Source organism: Streptomyces olindensis (genome assembly GCF_040645895.1).
In the GTDB taxonomy this organism is placed as follows: Bacteria; Actinomycetota; Actinomycetes; order Streptomycetales; family Streptomycetaceae; genus Streptomyces; species Streptomyces olindensis.
The window spans coordinates 1-17,213 of the sequence record NZ_JBEYZD010000112.1 but is presented as its reverse complement, the minus strand read 5'-3'; the positions used below and the strand labels follow the sequence as shown (position 1 = coordinate 17,213).

General features: G+C 72.0%; 14 protein-coding genes and 1 pseudogene. 7 read left to right on the top strand and 8 right to left on the bottom strand.

All coding sequences use genetic code 11. The features are described 5' to 3' along the window. A pseudogene (locus ABZ948_RS38705) lies at nt 1-96 on the bottom strand (hypothetical protein); the annotation flags it as partial. A gap of 173 nt (nt 97-269) precedes the next feature. Here ABZ948_RS38705 and ABZ948_RS38700 point away from each other — a divergent pair. The 3 genes from ABZ948_RS38700 to ABZ948_RS38690 are packed head-to-tail and all read left to right on the top strand — an operon-like array spanning nt 270 to nt 3,445. After that, nucleotides 270-911: a carbohydrate ABC transporter permease gene (locus ABZ948_RS38700; protein WP_359767797.1), complete on the top strand. Its 642-nt coding sequence runs from the start codon at nt 270-272 to the stop codon at nt 909-911. Further along, a complete protein-coding gene (locus tag ABZ948_RS38695) occupies nt 908-1,741 on the top strand; it encodes a carbohydrate ABC transporter permease (RefSeq protein ID WP_359767795.1) in 834 nt (277 codons plus the stop codon). The genes ABZ948_RS38700 and ABZ948_RS38695 overlap by 4 nt, the downstream gene beginning before the upstream one ends. Before the next feature lie 30 nt (nt 1,742-1,771). Next, nucleotides 1,772-3,445, top strand: a complete 1,674-nt coding sequence (locus ABZ948_RS38690; RefSeq protein WP_359767793.1) for a glycoside hydrolase family 13 protein — start codon at nt 1,772-1,774, stop codon at nt 3,443-3,445. On the opposite strand, the gene ABZ948_RS38685 is transcribed toward ABZ948_RS38690, so the two are convergent. Beyond that, the gene (locus tag ABZ948_RS38685) at nt 3,442-4,431 is read right to left on the bottom strand and encodes an Lrp/AsnC family transcriptional regulator (RefSeq protein ID WP_359767791.1); all 990 of its coding nucleotides are present in this window, start codon (nt 4,429-4,431) and stop codon (nt 3,442-3,444) included. The genes ABZ948_RS38690 and ABZ948_RS38685 overlap by 4 nt on opposite strands. 92 nt (nt 4,432-4,523) lie before the next feature. Between ABZ948_RS38685 and ABZ948_RS38680 the strand changes: the two genes are divergently transcribed. The 4 genes from ABZ948_RS38680 to pntB all read left to right on the top strand — a co-directional run bounded on the left by ABZ948_RS38680 (nt 4,524) and on the right by pntB (nt 9,101). After that, nucleotides 4,524-5,411 carry a helix-turn-helix domain-containing protein gene (locus ABZ948_RS38680; protein WP_359767789.1) on the top strand — a complete coding sequence of 296 codons (888 nt, stop codon included), beginning with the start codon at nt 4,524-4,526 and terminating at the stop codon, nt 5,409-5,411. 64 nt (nt 5,412-5,475) lie between these two features. Beyond that, entirely contained in the window at nt 5,476-5,931 is a 456-nt protein-coding gene (locus ABZ948_RS38675; protein WP_359767787.1) for a VOC family protein, read from the top strand. 173 nt (nt 5,932-6,104) lie between these two features. Then, on the top strand, nt 6,105-7,661 hold the full coding sequence (locus tag ABZ948_RS38670) for a Re/Si-specific NAD(P)(+) transhydrogenase subunit alpha (RefSeq protein WP_359767785.1): 1,557 nt from the start codon (nt 6,105-6,107) through the stop codon (nt 7,659-7,661). Between the two features lie 6 nt (nt 7,662-7,667). Further along, nucleotides 7,668-9,101 (top strand): Re/Si-specific NAD(P)(+) transhydrogenase subunit beta, encoded by a 1,434-nt coding sequence (gene pntB, locus ABZ948_RS38665; protein ID WP_359767783.1) that lies wholly within the window; start codon nt 7,668-7,670, stop codon nt 9,099-9,101. A gap of 83 nt (nt 9,102-9,184) precedes the next feature. Here pntB and argG read toward each other — a convergent pair whose 3' ends face one another. From argG to ABZ948_RS38635, 6 genes are all read right to left on the bottom strand, one after another. Next, nucleotides 9,185-10,639 (bottom strand): argininosuccinate synthase, encoded by a 1,455-nt coding sequence (argG, locus tag ABZ948_RS38660; RefSeq protein WP_359767781.1) that lies wholly within the window; start codon nt 10,637-10,639, stop codon nt 9,185-9,187. 102 nt (nt 10,640-10,741) lie between these two features. Beyond that, the gene (meaB, locus tag ABZ948_RS38655; RefSeq protein ID WP_359767780.1) at nt 10,742-11,734 is read right to left on the bottom strand and encodes a methylmalonyl Co-A mutase-associated GTPase MeaB; all 993 of its coding nucleotides are present in this window, start codon (nt 11,732-11,734) and stop codon (nt 10,742-10,744) included. Further along, nucleotides 11,731-13,917: a methylmalonyl-CoA mutase gene (gene scpA, locus ABZ948_RS38650; protein WP_359767778.1), complete on the bottom strand. Its 2,187-nt coding sequence runs from the start codon at nt 13,915-13,917 to the stop codon at nt 11,731-11,733. Before scpA ends, meaB begins: the two co-directional genes overlap by 4 nt. After that, nucleotides 13,914-15,725, bottom strand: a complete 1,812-nt coding sequence (locus ABZ948_RS38645; RefSeq protein WP_359767776.1) for a methylmalonyl-CoA mutase family protein — start codon at nt 15,723-15,725, stop codon at nt 13,914-13,916. The genes scpA and ABZ948_RS38645 overlap by 4 nt, the downstream gene beginning before the upstream one ends. A gap of 166 nt (nt 15,726-15,891) precedes the next feature. Then, a complete protein-coding gene (locus tag ABZ948_RS38640; protein ID WP_359767774.1) occupies nt 15,892-16,704 on the bottom strand; it encodes an ABC transporter permease in 813 nt (270 codons plus the stop codon). Beyond that, nucleotides 16,701-17,213, bottom strand: a 513-nt coding sequence (locus ABZ948_RS38635) for a DrrA family ABC transporter ATP-binding protein (protein ID WP_359767772.1), incomplete at its 5' end; no start/stop codon positions are given. The genes ABZ948_RS38635 and ABZ948_RS38640, both read right to left, overlap by 4 nt.

Here is a 17,213-nt window from a genome sequence, read left to right as displayed (position 1 = left end):
GCCGTAGAGGAGGGTGACCGTCGAGCGGGAGTCTGCGGCGAGGACGGACTCGGCGATGGAGACCATGGGCGTGATGCCGGAGCCGGCCGCGACGACCCAAGGGACTGGACCCCAAAACCGGATTCATCAGCTCCACCGAGCCGTTCGTCGGACTGAAGAACTACACCGACATCTTCACCCAGGCCGGCGACCGCTTCTGGAACGCCTTCTGGAACACCACGTTCTTCACCGTCGTCACCGTGTCGCTGGAGACCGTGATCGGCGTGGCCATGGCGCTCATCATGCACAAGGCGTTCCGCGGCCGCGGCCTGGTGCGGGCGAGCATCCTCGTGCCCTGGGCGATCCCCACGGCCATCTCCGGACTGCTCTGGAAGTGGATCTTCAACGCGGACGGCATCGCCAACGTCCTCCTCGGACACCAGGTGCTGTGGACCGCCGACGGTTTCTCCGCGAAGATCGCGGTCGTCATCGCCGACGTGTGGAAGACCGCCCCCTTCATCGGACTGCTCGTCCTGGCCGGCCTCCAACTCGTCCCGAAGGAGGTCTACGAGGCCGCCCGGCTCGACGGGGCGAGCGCCCGCCAGCAGTTCTGGCGGATCACCCTGCCGCTGGTGAAACCCGCGCTGCTGGTGGCGGTGCTGTTCCGCTGCCTGGACGCGCTGCGCATGTTCGACCTGCCCTACATCCTCATCGGCGCGCAGAAGGGCTCCGTGGAGACCCTGTCGATGCTCGCCCAGAACGAGGCGTCCAACGTCCGCTTCGGCCCGGCCTCGGCCTACGCGGTCCTGCTCTTCCTCTACGTCTTCCTCATCGCGCTCGCCTTCGTCCGGCTGCTCGGCGCCGACCTCATCGGAGAAGCGGGCGGCGCGAGAAAGAGCAGGCCGCGCAAGGCACGGGAGGTGACGGCATGACCCTCACCGCCAAGTGGCGGCAGTGGCTGCCGTATCTGGGCATCGCCGCGGTGGTGGCCTACTGCCTCGCCCCCTTCTACTGGATGCTGGTCTCCAGCCTCCGCCGCAGCAGCGACATCTTCAGCACCTCGCTGCTGCCCTCCCCGCTGTCCCTGGAGAACTACCGCTCGGTCTTCAGCCCCGCCCAGGGCTTCACCCGGGCGCTGCTCAACAGCCTGATCGTCGCGGGCGTCACCACCGCGCTGTCCCTGCTCCTGGCGACCTTCACCGCGTACGCGATGGCCCGGCTGGAGTTCCGGTTCAAGCGGCTGATCCTGACCCTGATCATCGCCACCTCGATGTTCCCGGTGGTGTCGATCGTCGTGCCGCTGCTGAAGCTGTTCACGGACATCGGCTGGATCAACACCTACCAGGCGATGATCGTCCCCAGCATGTCCTTCACACTGCCGCTGGCGGTGTGGAACCTCACCACGTTCTTCCGGCAGATGCCGGACGAGCTGGAGCAGGCCGCCATGATCGACGGCTGCACCCGCGGCCAGGCCTTCCGCAAGGTCATCGTGCCGCTCGCCGCGCCGGGCATCTTCACCACCGCGATCATCACGTTCATCGCCGCCTGGAACGAGTTCCTCATCGCCCTGTCGATGACCAACAAGCCCGGCATGCAGACCGCGACGGTCGCCATCTCCAAGTTCTCCGGCGCCACCACCTACCAGACGCCGTTCGGCAGCCAGATGGCCGCGGGCGTCGTCGTGACCATCCCGCTGGTGGTCATGGTGCTGCTCTTCCAGCGCCGGATCGTCGCCGGCCTCACCGCCGGCGCCGCCAAATAGCCACCGCCCCCGTCCTCTTCGAGGAGTGACATGCCCCGCCCCGCACCCTGGTGGCGCAGTGCCGTCATCTACCAGGTCTACATCCGCAGCTTCGCCGACGGCGACGGCGACGGCGTCGGCGACATCGCCGGCCTGCGCGCCCGCCTGCCCCACCTGAAGTCGCTCGGCGTGGACGCCGTCTGGATCAACCCCTGGTACCGGTCGCCCATGGCCGACCACGGCTACGACGTCGCCGACTTCCGGGACATCGACCCGCTGTTCGGGACCCTCGCCGACGCCGAGCGGCTCATCGAGGAAGCACACGCGCACGGAATCCGCGTCATCCCCGACATCGTGCCCAACCACACCTCCGACCAGCACGCCTGGTTCCAGGCCGCGTTGGCGGCCGGACCCGGCAGCCCCGAACGCGCGCGCTACGTCTTCCGCCCCGGCCGCGGACCCGACGGGGCACAGCCCCCGAACGACTGGGTCTCCTGCTTCGGCGGCCCGGCCTGGACCCGGCTGCCCGACGGCGAGTGGTACCTCCACCTCTTCGCACCCCAGCAGCCCGACCTCGACTGGCGGCACCCCGAGGTGCGGGCCGAGTTCGAGTCGATCCTGCGGTTCTGGTTTAGCCGGGGCGTCGACGGCTTCCGCATCGACGTCGCCCACGGCCTGATCAAGCACCCGGAGCTGCCCGACCTCCCGCCCCGCGCGGAACCGGCGGTGGCGGGACCGCTCACCCGCCGCGACGAGGCCCGCCGGCACCTGGACCACCCGCACTGGGACCGGGACGAGGTGCACGAGATCTACCGCGCCTGGCGCAAGGTCGCCGACGAGTTCCCCGGCGACCGCTCCTTCGTGGCCGAGGCCTGGGCGGACACCCCCGAACGCCTCGCCGCCTACGTCCGCCGGGACGGCCTGCACACCGCCTTCAACTTCGACTTCCTGATGTGCGGCTGGGACGCCAAGGACCTGCGCGCCGTCATCGACGACTCCCTCGCCATGCTCGGCGCGGTGGGCGCACCCGCCACCTGGGTCCTGTCCAACCACGACGTGATGCGCCACCCCAGCCGCTACGGCCGCAGCGCCGCGCGGAGCTGGCTCGCCAACGCCCGGTACGAACCCGAGGGCCCGCTCGACCTCGCGCTCGGCACCCGCCGCGCCCGCGCCGCCGCCCTGCTGATGCTCGCCCTGCCCGGCGGCGCCTACGTCTACCAGGGCGAGGAACTCGGCCTGCCCGAGGTCGAGGACCTGCCCGAGTCCGCCCTCCAGGACCCGATCTGGGAACGCTCCGGCCACACCGACCGGGGCCGCGACGGCTGCCGGGTCCCGATCCCCTGGTCCGGCCAGGCACCCCCGTACGGCTTCGGCCCCGCCGACGCCACGCCCTGGCTGCCCCAGCCGGACGACTGGGCCGGGCTGAGCGTCGAGGCCCAGACGGGCGACCCGGCCTCCATGCTGGAGCTGTACCGCACGGCCCTGCGCATCCGCCGCGACCACGCCGCCCTCGGCGACGGCACCATGACCTGGCGGGACGCCCCGGAGGGCATCCTGTCCTTCGGCCGGGACCCGGGCTTCGCGTGCGTGGTGAACCTCTCGGCCGAGCCGTACGCACTGCCCGGCCACTCGGCCGTCCTCCTCTCCAGCGGCCCCCTCTCGAACGGCGTACTGCTGCCGGACCAGGCGGTGTGGCTGGCGGTGGACGACCTGGACACCGCCTAGGCGGAGGCCGTGCGTCTCGGTTCGTAGGAGAGCTGTTTGATGCGGCGCAGGGTCAGCGCCGTCTCGACGGACTGGACGCCTTCGAGCGCGCCGATCTGCTCGCTCAGGTAGGTGTACAGGTCCCCGGCGCTGCGGTGCAGGCTCGCGGCGAAGATGTTGGCCTGGCCGGTGACGGCCGCGGCGAAGGGGACCTGGGGGTGCCCGGCGAGGACGCGGCCGACGGAGGCGAGGGAGGCCGGGGCCACCGTGAGCCACAGCACGGCCTCCACCTCGTGGCCGAGCAGACCGGCGTCGTGCTGGACGCGGTAGTAGAGCACGCCGGTCGACCGCAGCCACGCGAGGCGCCGCTTGACCACGGCCTCCGACTGGCCGGTGGCCGACTGGAGCTCGGTGAGCGTGGCCCGGCCGTCCTGCCGCAGGACGTCGATCAGCGACTCGTCCTCCGCGTCCAGGGCGACCGGGCCCGCGGGCGCCGCGACGGGCGGCGGGCACAACGCCGCCTGCTCGTCGGGGGAGAGGGCGTCGGCCTTGTTCAGCAAGCCCAGGGCACCGCCGTAGAAGGGGTGCAGGACGCAGTGGGCGCTGACCGATGTGACGCGCGGGGTGCGCTGGAGCCGGTCGAGGAGGAGTTCGTCGCGGGCCTCCCGGCTGCGCGGCTTCATCATGCACATCACCTCCGTGCCGCCGGAGTTCAGGCTGACGTACGAGGTGTCCCGGCGCCGGGCGAGCGCGCCCGCCAACTGCTCGGCCACGTCCGGGGTGCAGCGCAGCCGCACGACCCAGCTGCTGCGGCCGAGGCGGTTCTCGTCGGTCACGCCGAGCACCCTCAGCCCCGCCCGGGTGCGCAGCCGCCGGTACCGCCGGGCCACGGTCTGGTCGGAGACGCCGAGCACCTGCGCGATCCGGCTGAACGGCGCCCGCCCGTCCAGCTGGAGCGCCTGCAGCAGCTTCAGATCGAGCGGATCGAGGGCGGCGCCCGGTTCCATCGCTGTCTCCTCCTCGGCTCGTGATCACCCACGGACTGCAAGGAGACCACGCGCGCGGGCGACCTGTCGCAGCCCGGCCGTAGGCTGGACGCATGGCACGCACGGGCGGTCCCGCGACCGGTGATCCGGCTGCTGCGCCGGGCGCCCTCGCCGAGGAGCGGCCCGACGCCCTCACGATCCGGCCGGCGGCGCCCGCGCTCGGGCCGCTGATCGGTGCCCTGGGCTACGTGGAGGGGCGGTTCGGGCACTCCGCCGAGCTGGCCCTGCCGACGGGCGGGGCGCAGCTCCTGGTGAACCTGGACGAGGACGCCCTGTCCTCGTCGCCGCTCAGAGGCGCGGACCGGCGTACCGGGGGCGCGGCCGTCCAGGGGCCGTACAGCGAGCCCGCCCTGATCGACCCGGCGCAGCAGCGCGCCGTCGTCTGGGTGGCGTTCCGCCCGGCCGGCGTCCACCCCTTCCTCCCCACCCCCGTCTCGGCGGTCCGCGACCAGCTCGTCGGCCTCGACGAACTGTGGGGCACGGACGGCGCGCTGCTGCGCGAGCGGCTGCTCGCGGCCAGGGCCGCCGGCGGCCCCGAAGCCTGCCTGCGCGAGCTGCAACGGACCCTGCTGCGGCAGGCCCGGCGCCCCCTGGAACCCGACCCGGCGATCCGCCACGCCGCGGCGCTGCTCGACCGCGGCACGCCCGTGGGCGAGGTCGCCGACCGGCTCGGCTGGACCTCCAGGCGCCTGTCCCGCGGCTGCGCCGGGCAACTGGGGCTCCCGCCCAAACGGTACGCCCGCGTCCGGCGCTTCCAGCGGTTGCTGCGGCGCGTGAACGCCGGGCGGGGGGCGCCGGACTGGGCGGCCCTCGCCGCGGACTGCGGCTACCACGACCAGGCGCACCTGATCCACGAGTTCCGCGCGCTGGCGGGCATCACCCCGGGCGCCTACGCCCCCCGCTCGCCGCTCGACGCCAACCACGTGCCGCTCGGCGGGTGACCTTCCTCGCCCGTCCGACCGATTTCTACAATCCCCGGCCCGCCGGACGCGCCACCGTGGGGGCATGACGCACACCAGTGACGCACCAGCCATCACCCGCCTCTACGCCCGGCTCGTGGTCTCGGACGGGCCCCGGGCGATCGAGTTCTACCGGGCCGCGCTCGGCGCGGAGGAGATCGAGCGGTACACCGACCCCGAGGGGAGGATCGTGCACGCGATGCTGCGGATCGGCGGCACGGTGATCGCGGTCAAGGACGCCGACGACGGCGATCCGGCGCCGCCCGCCCTCGGCGGCAGCCCCGTGATCATGGCCCTGGACGTGTCGGACGCCGACGCCGTGGCCGAGGCCATGCTGCGCGGCGGGGCGACGGTGGTGTATCCCGTCGCCGACCAGCACTACGGGCAGCGCGGCGGCCGTCTCGCCGATCCCTTCGGCCATCTCTGGATGATCTCGCAGACGATCGAGGACCTCACCCCGCGGGAGATCCAGGAACGCACGACCGACCTGTTCACGCGCTGACAGGCGGGGCGCCGCCGCCCCATACCCGCGAGTGCCTCCTCCGGCAACCCCTCGGCGGTGTGAGGACGACCTCCTCGGCCATGTGACCACGGCCCGCCGCCAATACCGCGTCGAGCGTGCAGGATGCGGGCACCGATGGAGAACAGGCACTCGAACGACGGGAGAGGCAGACGATGGTCCCAGCGGAACCGGAACCCCAGCGGATCGGCATACCGGCCGAGTCCACTGCGGGCGAGACCAGGGTGGCGGCCACGCCGGCCACCGTGGGGAGACTTGCCGCACTCGGGTACGACGTGGTGGTCGAACCGGGAGCGGGGGCCTCGTCCCGCTTCTCCGACGCGGCCTACGAGGAGGCGGGAGCGCGGCTCGGCGACCCGTGGCAGGCCGAGATCGTGCTCAAGGTCAACGGGCCCTCCACCGAGGAGATCGGCCGGCTGCGCGACGGGGCGACACTGATCGCGCTGATCAGCCCCGCGCTCAACCCGGAACTGGTCGAGGAGCTGGCCCGGCGGCCGATCACGGTGCTCGCCATGGACGCCGTGCCGCGCATCTCGCGCGCCCAGTCCCTGGACGTCCTCAGCTCGATGGCGAACATCGCCGGCTACCGGGCCGTGGTCGAGGCCGCCCACGCCTTCGGCCGCTTCTTCACCGGGCAGGTCACCGCCGCCGGCAAGGTGCCGCCCGCCAAGGTCCTGGTGGCCGGCGCGGGCGTCGCCGGGCTCGCGGCCATCGGCGCGGCCCGCAGCCTCGGCGCCGTGGTCCGCGCCACCGACCCCCGGCCCGAGGTCGCCGAGCAGGTCCGCTCCCTGGGCGGCGAGTTCCTCACGGTCTCCGCCGAGCAGGAGGTGAGCACCGACGGCTACGCCAAGGCCACCTCCGACGACTACAACCGGCTCGCCGCGCGGCTCTACGCCGAGCAGGCCGCCGACGTCGACATCATCATCACCACCGCGCTCATCCCGGGCCGCCCCGCGCCGCGGCTCATCACCGCCGAGGACGTGGCGCGCATGAAGCCCGGCAGCGTCATCGTCGACATGGCCGCCGCGCAGGGCGGCAACGTCGAGGGCACGGTCGCCGGGAAGGCCGTCGTCACCGACAACGACGTGACGATCATCGGCTACACCGACCTGCCCGGCCGGCTCCCCGCCCAGGCCTCGCAGCTGTACGGCACCAACATCGTCAACCTGATGAAGCTGCTCACCCCCGGCAAGGACGGCCGGCTCGTCCTCGACTTCGACGACGTGGTGCAGCGCTCGATCACCGTGGTCCGCGAGGGCGAGAAGACCTGGCCGCCGCCCCCCGTCCAGGTGTCCGCGGCGCCCGCCCCGGCCGCCGCGAAGGAGCCGGCCCAGGCCTCCGCCGAGGCACCGGCGAAGCCCGCCCGCCCGGCCTGGTCCTCCTACGCCCTGGTCGCCGCCGGGGCGCTCGCGCTGTTCCTGGTGACGGCCTTCTCACCCAGCGAACTCCTCGGCCACTTCACGGTGTTCGTCCTGGCGATCGTCATCGGCTTCTACGTCATCGGCAACGTGCACCACGCCCTGCACACCCCGCTGATGTCGGTCACCAACGCCATCTCCGGCATCGTCGTGGTCGGCGCGCTGCTGCAGATCGGGCACGGGAACACCGCCGTCACCGTCCTGTCGTTCGCCGCGATCCTGCTGGCGAGCATCAACATCTTCGGCGGATTCGCCGTCACCCGCCGCATGCTCGGCATGTTCTCGAAGGGCTGATCAGGGATGACCACAGACACGGCCGCCCAGGCCGCCTACGTCGTCGCCGCGCTGCTGTTCATCCTCAGCCTCGCCGGCCTCTCGCAACACCGCACCTCCCGCTCCGGGGTCATCTGGGGCATCGCCGGCATGGTCGTCGCCCTGGCCGCCACGGTCGGTCTCGCCTCCCGCAGCATCTCCGCCACCGGGCTGGTGCTGATCGTCGTCGCCACCGCCGTCGGCGCGGGCATCGGGCTCTGGCGGGCCAAGGTCGTCGAGATGACCGGCATGCCCGAGCTGATCGCCATCATGCACAGCCTCGTCGGCCTGGCCGCCACCTTCGTCGGCTGGAACGGCTACCTCGACGTCGACGCCGAGCTCAGCGGCTCGCTGCTCGGCATCCACCACGCCGAGGTGTTCATCGGCGTGTTCATCGGCGCCGTCACCTTCACGGGCTCGGTCGTCGCCTACCTGAAGCTCTCGGCGCGCATCGCCTCCCGCCCGCTCACGCTGCCCGGCAAGCACGTCCTGAACATCGGCGCGCTGGTCGCCTTCGTGGGGCTGACCATCGCGTTCGTGGCGAGCCCGAACATGGGCCTGGTCATCGCGGTCACCGTGATCGCCCTCGCCCTCGGCGCGCACCTGGTCGCCTCCATCGGCGGCGGTGACATGCCGGTGGTGGTCTCCATGCTGAACAGCTACTCGGGCTGGGCGGCGGCCGCCTCGGGCTTCCTGCTCGCCAACAACCTGCTCATCGTCACCGGCGCGCTCGTCGGCTCCTCCGGTGCCTACCTGTCGTACATCATGTGCAAGGCGATGAACCGCTCGTTCATCTCGGTGATCGCCGGCGGCTTCGGCACGCCCGCCGCCGCGGCCGACGAGGGGGAGCAGGGCGAGCACCGGGAGATCAGCGCCGAGGAGACGGCGGAACTCCTGCGCGACGCCACCTCGGTGATCATCACCCCCGGCTACGGCATGGCCGTCGCCCAGGCCCAGTACCCGGTCGCCGAACTCGCCCGGAAGCTGCGCGAGCGGGGCGTCGAGGTGCGCTTCGGCATCCACCCGGTCGCCGGCCGGCTGCCCGGGCACATGAACGTGCTCCTCGCCGAGGCGAACGTGCCGTACGACATCGTCCTGGAGATGGACGAGATCAACGATGACTTCGCCGCGACCTCGGTCGTGCTGGTCATCGGCGCCAACGACACGGTCAACCCGGCCGCCACGGACAACCCCTCCAGCCCCATCGCGGGCATGCCGGTGCTGCACGTGTGGGAGGCGGCGAACGTGGTCGTCTTCAAGCGGTCCATGGCCGCCGGGTACGCGGGCGTGCAGAACCCGCTGTTCTTCCGCGAGAACACCCAGATGCTCTTCGGCGACGCCAAGCAGCGGGTGGAGGACATCCTGCGCGGCCTGGACGCCCTGGACGCACCGGTTCCGGAGATGGCGGGCACGTCCCGCTGAGCCACCCGGTGGTGACAGCGTGAAGGCCGGCTCGACACCGTCGAGCCGGCCTTCACCTGTCTTGTGCGTGTCCCGCCGTGCGGTCAGTCCGTGCCCGACTCCATCGCCGCGCGGTCCAGCCAGGCGTCCTGGTCGGAGACCTCGCCGCGGGAGGCGATGGCCTCGGCGCCGCCCTGGGGCAGCTCCGGCATGGTGCCGATGAGCCCGGTCGCGGCGGCCTGGGAGGCGCCGATGGTGGGGCTGCCGGTGCCGATCAGGCCGATGCCGGCGTACTGCTCCAGCTTGGCGCGCGAGTCGGCGATGTCCAGGTTGCGCATGGTCAGCTGGCCGATCCGGTCCACGGGGCCGAACGCGGAGTCCTCGGTGCGCTCCATGGACAGCTTGTCCGGGTGGTAGCTGAACGCCGGGCCGGTCGTGTCGAGGATCGAGTAGTCCTCACCGCGCCGCAGCCGCAGCGTCACCTCGCCGGTGACGGCCGCGCCGACCCAGCGCTGCAGCGACTCGCGGATCATCAGCGCCTGCGGGTCCAGCCAGCGGCCCTCGTACATCAGCCGCCCGAGGCGCCGGCCCTCGGTGTGGTACTGGGCGAGGGTGTCCTCGTTGTGGATGGCGTTGACCAGCCGCTCGTACGCGGCGTGCAGCAGGGCCATGCCCGGGGCCTCGTAGATGCCGCGGGACTTCGCCTCGATGATCCGGTTCTCGATCTGGTCGGACATGCCGAGCCCGTGCCGGCCGCCGATGGCGTTGGCCTCCATGACCAGGTCGACGGCGGAGGCGAACTCCTTGCCGTTGATCGTCACGGGGCGGCCCTGGTCGAAGCCGATCGTCACGTCCTCGGTGGCGATCTCGACCTCGGGGTCCCAGAACCTGACGCCCATGATGGGCTCGACCGTCTCGATGCCGGTGTCCAGGTGCTCCAGGGTCTTGGCCTCGTGGGTGGCGCCCCAGATGTTGGCGTCGGTGGAGTACGCCTTCTCCGTGCTGTCCCGGTAGGGGAGGCCGTGGGCGAGCAGCCACTCCGACATCTCCTTGCGGCCGCCGAGCTCGGTGACGAAGGCCGCGTCCAGCCAGGGCTTGTAGATCCTGAGGTGCGGGTTGGCGAGCAGGCCGTAGCGGTAGAACCGCTCGATGTCGTTGCCCTTGAAGGTCGAGCCGTCGCCCCAGATCTGGACGTTGTCCTCCAGCATCGCCCGCACCAGGAGCGTGCCGGTGACGGCGCGGCCCAGCGGGGTGGTGTTGAAGTACGCCCGCCCGCCGGAGCGGATGTGGAACGCGCCGCAGGTCAGCGCGGCCAGGCCCTCCTCGACCAGCGCCGCTCGGCAGTCGACCAGGCGTGCGATCTCCGCGCCGTAGGTCTTGGCCCGGCCGGGCACCGACGCGATGTCGGGCTCGTCGTACTGGCCGATGTCGGCGGTGTAGGTGCAGGGGACGGCGCCCTTGTCGCGCATCCACGCGACTGCGACGGAGGTGTCGAGACCGCCCGAGAAGGCGATGCCGACGCGTTCGCCGGCGGGCAGGGAGGTGAGGACCTTGGACATAGAAAGAGTATGTATCACTTTGCATAGTCATGCAAGCGGGGTATGCGAAATCGACGTTCCGCTTGCTGCCGGGGGTGCGGCGGGGCCGTGGCTTTCCGCCGGTCAGGAGTCCGCTGCCTCGGAACTCCCCAGCGCGCCGAGGATCCGCTCGGCGGCCAGGGTCGGGGTCAGCTCGCCCTCCCGGACCCGCTGCTCCAGCACCGGCGCCAGGGCCCGCACCGCCGGGTCGGCCTGCAGCCGGCCGAGGAGTTCGTCGCGGACCATGCTCCACGTCCAGTCGACCTGCTGGTCACGCCGCTTGGCGGCGAGCCGGCCCGTGGAGTCCAGCAGCGTGCGGTGCTGCTCCAGGCGCTCCCAAACCGCGTCCAGGCCGGTCGACTCGCGGGCGCTGCAGTGCAGCACCGGCGGCGTCCAGAACGCGTCCTTGCCGTGCATCAGCCTGAGCGCGCCCGCCAGTTCCCGCGCGGCCGCCCGGGCGTCGCGTTCGTGCGGCCCGTCCGCCTTGTTGACGGCGATCACGTCGGCCAGCTCCAGCACGCCCTTCTTGATGCCCTGGAGCTGGTCGCCCGTGCGGGCGAGGGTGAGCAGCAGGAAGGTGTCGACCATGTTCGCGACGGCCGTCTCGGACTGGCCGACGCCGACCGTCTCGACGAGGACCACGTCGTAACCGGCCGCCTCCATCACCACGATCGACTCGCGGGTGGCCTTGGCGACCCCGCCGAGCGTCCCCGCCGTGGGGGAGGGCCGTACGAACGCCGCCGGGTCCACCGCCAGTCGCTCCATCCGGGTCTTGTCGCCCAGGATGGAGCCGCCCGTGCGGCTGGAGGACGGGTCGACGGCCAGCACCGCGACCCGGTGCCCGAGCGAGGTCAGCAGCGTGCCGAACGCGTCGATGAACGTCGACTTGCCCACGCCGGGCACCCCGCTGATCCCGATCCGCCGGGCCCGGCCGCTGTGCGGCAGCAGCGCGGTCAGCACCTCCTGGGCCAGCGCGCGGTGCTGCGGCCGGGTCGACTCGACGAGCGTGATGGCCCGGGCGACGATCGCCCGCTTCCCGTCGAGCACGCCCTTCACATACGCGTCGGCATCGATCACAGGTCGTGCCCGAGGTCGTCCGACAGCCGCTTGACCAGGTCGTACGCCGCGTCCGGGATCACCGTCCCGGGCGGGAAGACGGCCGCGGCGCCCATCTCCAGCAGCGTCGGCACGTCCTGCGGCGGGATCACGCCGCCGACCACGACCATGATGTCCTCGCGGCCCTCCTCGGCCAGCGCCTCGCGCAGCGCCGGGACGAGGGTGAGGTGACCGGCCGCCAGCGACGAGACGCCGACGATGTGCACGTCCGCCTCGACGGCCTGCCGGGCCACCTCGGCGGGCGTCTGGAACAGCGGGCCGACGTCCACGTCGAAGCCGAGGTCCGCGAAGGCGGTGGCGATCACCTTCTGGCCGCGGTCGTGGCCGTCCTGGCCCATCTTGGCGACCAGGATGCGCGGGCGGCGGCCCTCGGCCTCCTCGAAGTCGGACACCAGGGTGCGGGTGCGGTCCACGCTCGGGGAGTCTCCGGTCTCGTTGCGGTACACGCCGGTGATCGTACGGATCTGGCTGGCGTGCCGTCCGTAGACCTTCTCCAGGGCGTCCGAGATCTCGCCGACCGTGGCCTTGGCGCGGGCCGCGTGCACGGCCAGCTCCAGCAGGTTGCCCTCGCCGGCGGCGGCCCGGGTCAGCGCGTCCAGGGCGTCCCGGCAGGCGGTCTCGTCGCGCTCCGCGCGCAGCCGGCGCAGCTTCTCGATCTGCTGGGCGCGCACGGAGGAGTTGTCGACCTTGAGCACGTCGATCTGCTCGTCGGACTCCACCCGGTACTTGTTGACGCCGATCACCGGCTGGCGGCCCGAGTCGATGCGGGCCTGCGTGCGGGCCGCGGCCTCTTCGATGCGCAGCTTGGGGATGCCCGCGTCGATGGCCTTGGCCATGCCGCCCGCGGCCTCGACCTCCTCGATGTGCTGCCACGCCCGGCGGGCGAGGTCGTACGTCAGCTTTTCCACGTACGCGCTGCCGCCCCACGGGTCGATGACCCGGGTCGTGCCGGACTCCTGCTGGAGGAGCAGCTGGGTGTTGCGGGCGATGCGCGCCGAGAAGTCGGTCGGCAGGGCGAGCGCCTCGTCGAGGGCGTTGGTGTGCAGCGACTGCGTGTGGCCCTGGGTCGCCGCCATCGCCTCGACGCAGGTGCGCGTGACGTTGTTGAACACGTCCTGCGCGGTCAGCGACCAGCCCGAGGTCTGCGAATGCGTGCGCAGGGACAGCGACTTGGCGTTCTGCGGGTCGAACTGCTTCACCAGCTTCGCCCACAGCAGCCGCGCCGCGCGCAGCTTGGCGACCTCCATGAAGAAGTTCATGCCGATCGCCCAGAAGAACGAAAGACGCGGCGCGAACGCGTCCACGTCCAGCCCGGCCTCCCGGCCCGCCCGGATGTACTCCACGCCGTCCGCGAGCGTGTACGCCAGCTCCAGATCGGCCGTCGCCCCGGCCTCCTGGATGTGGTAGCCGGAGATGGAGATGGAGTTGTAGCGCGGCATCCGCTGCGAGGTGAAGGCGAAGATGTCGGAGATGATCCGCATCGACGGCTTCGGCGGATAGATGTAGGTGTTGCGGACCATGAACTCCTTGAGGATGTCGTTCTGGATGGTCCCCGCCAGCTTCTCCGGCGGCACGCCCTGCTCCTCCGCCGCCACGATGTACAGCGCCAGCACCGGCAGCACGGCGCCGTTCATCGTCATCGACACGGTCATCCTGTCGAGCGGGATCCCGTCGAACAGCTGCCGCATGTCGTAGATCGAGTCGATGGCCACGCCCGCCATGCCGACGTCACCGGTCACGCGCGGGTGGTCGCTGTCGTAGCCGCGGTGCGTGGGCAGGTCGAAGGCGACCGACAGGCCCTTCTGCCCGGCCGCCAGGTTGCGCCGGTAGAACGCGTTGGACTCCTCGGCCGTGGAGAAGCCCGCGTACTGGCGGATCGTCCAGGGCTGGTTGACGTACATCGTCGGGTACGGGCCGCGCAGGTACGGCGCCGCGCCCGGGTACGTCTCCAGGAAGTCCAGGCCCTCCAGGTCACGGCCCGTGTACAGCGGCTTGACCGCGATGCCCTCCGGGGTCTCCCACAGCAGGTCGTCCCCGCCGGAGGCGTTCTTGACGGCCGTGCGCCACTCGTCGGGGCTGCCGTCGGCGGCCGGGACGCCCAGCTCGATCCCGGAGAAGTCGGGGATGCCTTGGGGGGCGGTCATCGGGACACTCCCATGCGGTCGAGGGTCGCGGACAGCACGGCCACGGCGTCGCAGCCCGCGAAGACGTACGCGTCGACACCCGGGTATTCCCCGGGCCGCCCGGCCAGGAACACGTGCGAGGCACCCTCCGCGCGCAATTCGGCGGCCTGCTCGGCCGCCTGCTCCTCGTACAGGGCGTCGCTGGAGCACAGCACGGCCTCGCTCGCGCCGCTCTGCGCGAACGTACCCTCGGCGACCGGCTCGATGCCGCCCGCCTGGAACAGGTTCGAGGCGAAGGTGAGGCGCGCGGTGTGCGCGGCGGCCGGGCCGAGCGCGGCGAGGTAGATCCGGGGGCGGGAGCCGGTCGCGGCGAGATGCGCGTCCGAGCGGGCCCGCAGCGCCTCGAAGGCCTCGTCCCGGCGCACCCGCGGCAGCCCGCCGGACGGCTGCTCCGGCGCGCTCTCACGCACGACCGGCTTCTCCGCCAGGAACGGGAACTCGCTGACGCCGGTGACGGGTTCGCGCCGCTTGGCCAGCTTCGCGGTCCGCGCCTGCCAGGTCTCCGCGAGGTCCCGCTCGACCTCGCCGGACCGCAGCGCGGCCGCCATGCCTCCGAGCCGCTCGATCCGCTGGAAGAACTCCCAGCCCGCGTGGGCGAGTTCGTCCGTGAGCCGCTCCACGTACCAGGAGCCGCCCGCCGGGTCGATCACCCGGGCCAGGTGCGACTCCTCGATGAGGATCGTCGAGGTGTTGCGGGCGATACGGCGCGCGAACGCGTCCGGCAGGCCGAGGGCGTGGTCGAAGGGCAGCACGGTCACCGCGTCGGCCCCGCCCGCCCCGGCGGCGAGCGTGGCGATGGTGGTGCGCAGCATGTTCACCCACGGGTCACGGCGCGTCATCATCACCGGCGAGGTGACGACGTGCTGCGTCTGCGCTCCGGCGCGCGGGGCGCCGCAGACCTCGGCCACCCGCGCCCACAGCCGGCGCGCCGCCCGCAGCTTGGCGATCGTCAGGAACTGGTCGGCGGTCGCCGCGTACCGGAACTCCAGTTGCGCACAGGCCTGTTCGATGCTCAGGCCCGCCCCGGTCAGCTCCCGCAGATACGCCACCGCGGTGGCCAGCGAGGCACCCAGCTCCTGGGCGGCCGAGCCACCGGCCTCGTGGTACGGCAGCGCGTCCACCGTCAGCGCCCGCAGCCCCGGGTACTCCGCGGCGCACAGCCGCGCCAGCTCCGTGGCCGGCGCGACGTCACCCCGCTGCCCGGTCCGGGCCTCGTACCCGAGGGGATCCGCGCCCAGGTTGCCGCGCGCCGCGTCCCGGGCGACACCGCGCTCCTCGTGCAGCCGCAGCAACTCCCGCGCGGCGGCCTCGGTTTCACGTCCCGCGTCGAGGGCGACGGGGGCCAGGTCGAGGTAGACACCGTCGAGGACCCGGCCGAGCTCCGCGACCGGGATGCCGCCGTCCCCGACCGTCAGCCAGAGGGAGGTGACACCGTTCTCCAGGTCCGCGAGGACCGTGTCGCGGTCGGCCGTCGTGTGCCGCTGCCGTACGTCCCAGCCGCCTACCGTGTTCCCCTCGGCGCGGCCGCCGCGCACAAAGGGCGCGAACCCCGGCAGACCGGGCTCGGGTGAGGCATCGCGCGCGGTGTAGAGGGGCCGGGTGCGCAACCCGTCCTCCAACGCGGTGGACAGGGCTTCCTCGGCCTCGGCCCCCTCGACGTCCTTGCCCGATTTGCGCAGCACACCCGCCACAAGGCGCTGCCACTGCTCATGGGGAACGTCAGGGAACTCGCCGGCCAGCTCAAGCCCGTCGTCAGGCAGGACCGTCATGCTCGGATGCTAGGACACGAGCACGAAGGAGCAGCAGAGGGCACGGCTGTGACGTTTCCCTCGCCCTGACTGTGATCTCGCCGACAACGCCGGCGGGGCGGCGTACGCCGACGTGGTGTCGGGGTGCGCCGCCCTCGGGCGGGGAGCGGTTCGTGCGGCATGGCGGTTACTTCTGGTCGCTGTTGAACTTGGAGGTCGACCAGAAGTAGCCGAGCACGGCCAGCCCCACGCACCAGGCCGCGGCCAGCCATCCGTTGTGGCCGATCCCGGTGCCGAGCAGCAGGCCCCGCAGGGTTTCGATGGCCGGGGTGAAGGGCTGGTACTCAGCGATCGGCCGGAACCAGCCCGGCATCGTGTCGACCGGGACGAAGGCGCTGGACAGCAGCGGCAGCAGGATCAGCGGCATCGCGTTGTTGCTGGCCGCCTCGGCGTTCGGGCTGGACAGACCCATGCCGACCGCGATCCAGGTGAGCGCCAGGGCGAAGAGCACCAGCAGTCCGAACGCCGCCAGCCACTCGAGGACGGTGGCGTCGGTGGAGCGGAAGCCGATGGCCACGCCGACGGCGCCGACGAGGACCACGCTCATGACCGACTGGAGCACACTGCCGACGACGTGTCCGACGAGCACCGAGGGGCGGTGGATCGCCATCGTGCGGAAACGGGCGATGATGCCCTCGGTCATGTCGTTGGAGACGGAGACCGCGGTGCCGATCGTGGTGCTGCCGATGGTCATCAGCAGCAGGCCGGGGACGATGTAGGCGATGTAGTCGGAGCGGTCCCCGCCGCCGATGCCCGCGCTCATGGTGTCGCCGAAGATGTAGACGAACAGCAGCAACAGCATGATCGGTGTGAGCAGCAGGTTCAGTGTGAGGGACGGGTAGCGCCGGGCGTGCAGCAGGTTGCGGCGCAGCATGGTGGAGGAGTCGCGCACGGCGAGGGAGAACCGGGCCGGGCGGGCGGGTGCCGGGGGTGTGCTCATCGGGCGGTCTCCTTGGGCTGGTCGGGGACGCCGGTGCCGCCGGTGAGGGCGAAGAAGACGTCGTCGAGGTCGGGGGTGTGCAGGGTGAGTTCGTCGGCTTCGATGCCGGCGGCGTCGAGCCAGTCGAGCAGGGAGCGCAGTTCGCGCTGGCTGCCGTCGCTGGGGAGGTGCAGGGCGAGGGCGTCGTCGTCGCGGGTGGCTTCGCGCAGGGCGGTGGCGGCGGTCCGGTAGGCGGCGGGGTCGGTGAAGCGGAGCCTGACGTGTCCGCCGGGGACGATCCGCTTGAGCTCCTCGGCGGTGCCCTCGGCGGCGATCTTCCCGTCGTGCAGGACGGCGATGCGGTCGGCGAGCTGGTCGGCTTCCTCCAGGTACTGGGTGGTGAGGAAGACGGTCACCCCGCCGGTGACCAGCTCTCGGATGATCTGCCACATGGTGTGGCGGGAGCGGGGGTCCAGGCCGGTGGTGGGCTCGTCGAGGAAGATGACGCGCGGGCCGCCGACCAGGGTCAT

Bases quoted from the DNA above. Each gene is read 5' to 3' on its own strand.
- ABZ948_RS38685 (WP_359767791.1), bottom strand. From the start codon at position 4,431: ATGGAACCGGGCGCCGCCCTCGATCCGCTCGATCTGAAGCTGCTGCAG.
- pntB (WP_359767783.1), top strand. From the start codon at position 7,668: ATGACCACAGACACGGCCGCCCAGGCCGCCTACGTCGTCGCCGCGCTG.
- ABZ948_RS38700 (WP_359767797.1), top strand. From the start codon at position 270: ATGGCGCTCATCATGCACAAGGCGTTCCGCGGCCGCGGCCTGGTGCGG.
- scpA (WP_359767778.1), bottom strand. From the start codon at position 13,917: ATGACCGCCCCCCAAGGCATCCCCGACTTCTCCGGGATCGAGCTGGGC.
- ABZ948_RS38640 (WP_359767774.1), bottom strand. From the start codon at position 16,704: ATGAGCACACCCCCGGCACCCGCCCGCCCGGCCCGGTTCTCCCTCGCC.
- ABZ948_RS38645 (WP_359767776.1), bottom strand. From the start codon at position 15,725: ATGACGGTCCTGCCTGACGACGGGCTTGAGCTGGCCGGCGAGTTCCCT.
- ABZ948_RS38695 (WP_359767795.1), top strand. From the start codon at position 908: ATGACCCTCACCGCCAAGTGGCGGCAGTGGCTGCCGTATCTGGGCATC.
- ABZ948_RS38675 (WP_359767787.1), top strand. From the start codon at position 5,476: ATGACGCACACCAGTGACGCACCAGCCATCACCCGCCTCTACGCCCGG.
- argG (WP_359767781.1), bottom strand. From the start codon at position 10,639: ATGTCCAAGGTCCTCACCTCCCTGCCCGCCGGCGAACGCGTCGGCATC.
- ABZ948_RS38670 (WP_359767785.1), top strand. From the start codon at position 6,105: ATGGTCCCAGCGGAACCGGAACCCCAGCGGATCGGCATACCGGCCGAG.
- ABZ948_RS38680 (WP_359767789.1), top strand. From the start codon at position 4,524: ATGGCACGCACGGGCGGTCCCGCGACCGGTGATCCGGCTGCTGCGCCG.
- ABZ948_RS38690 (WP_359767793.1), top strand. From the start codon at position 1,772: ATGCCCCGCCCCGCACCCTGGTGGCGCAGTGCCGTCATCTACCAGGTC.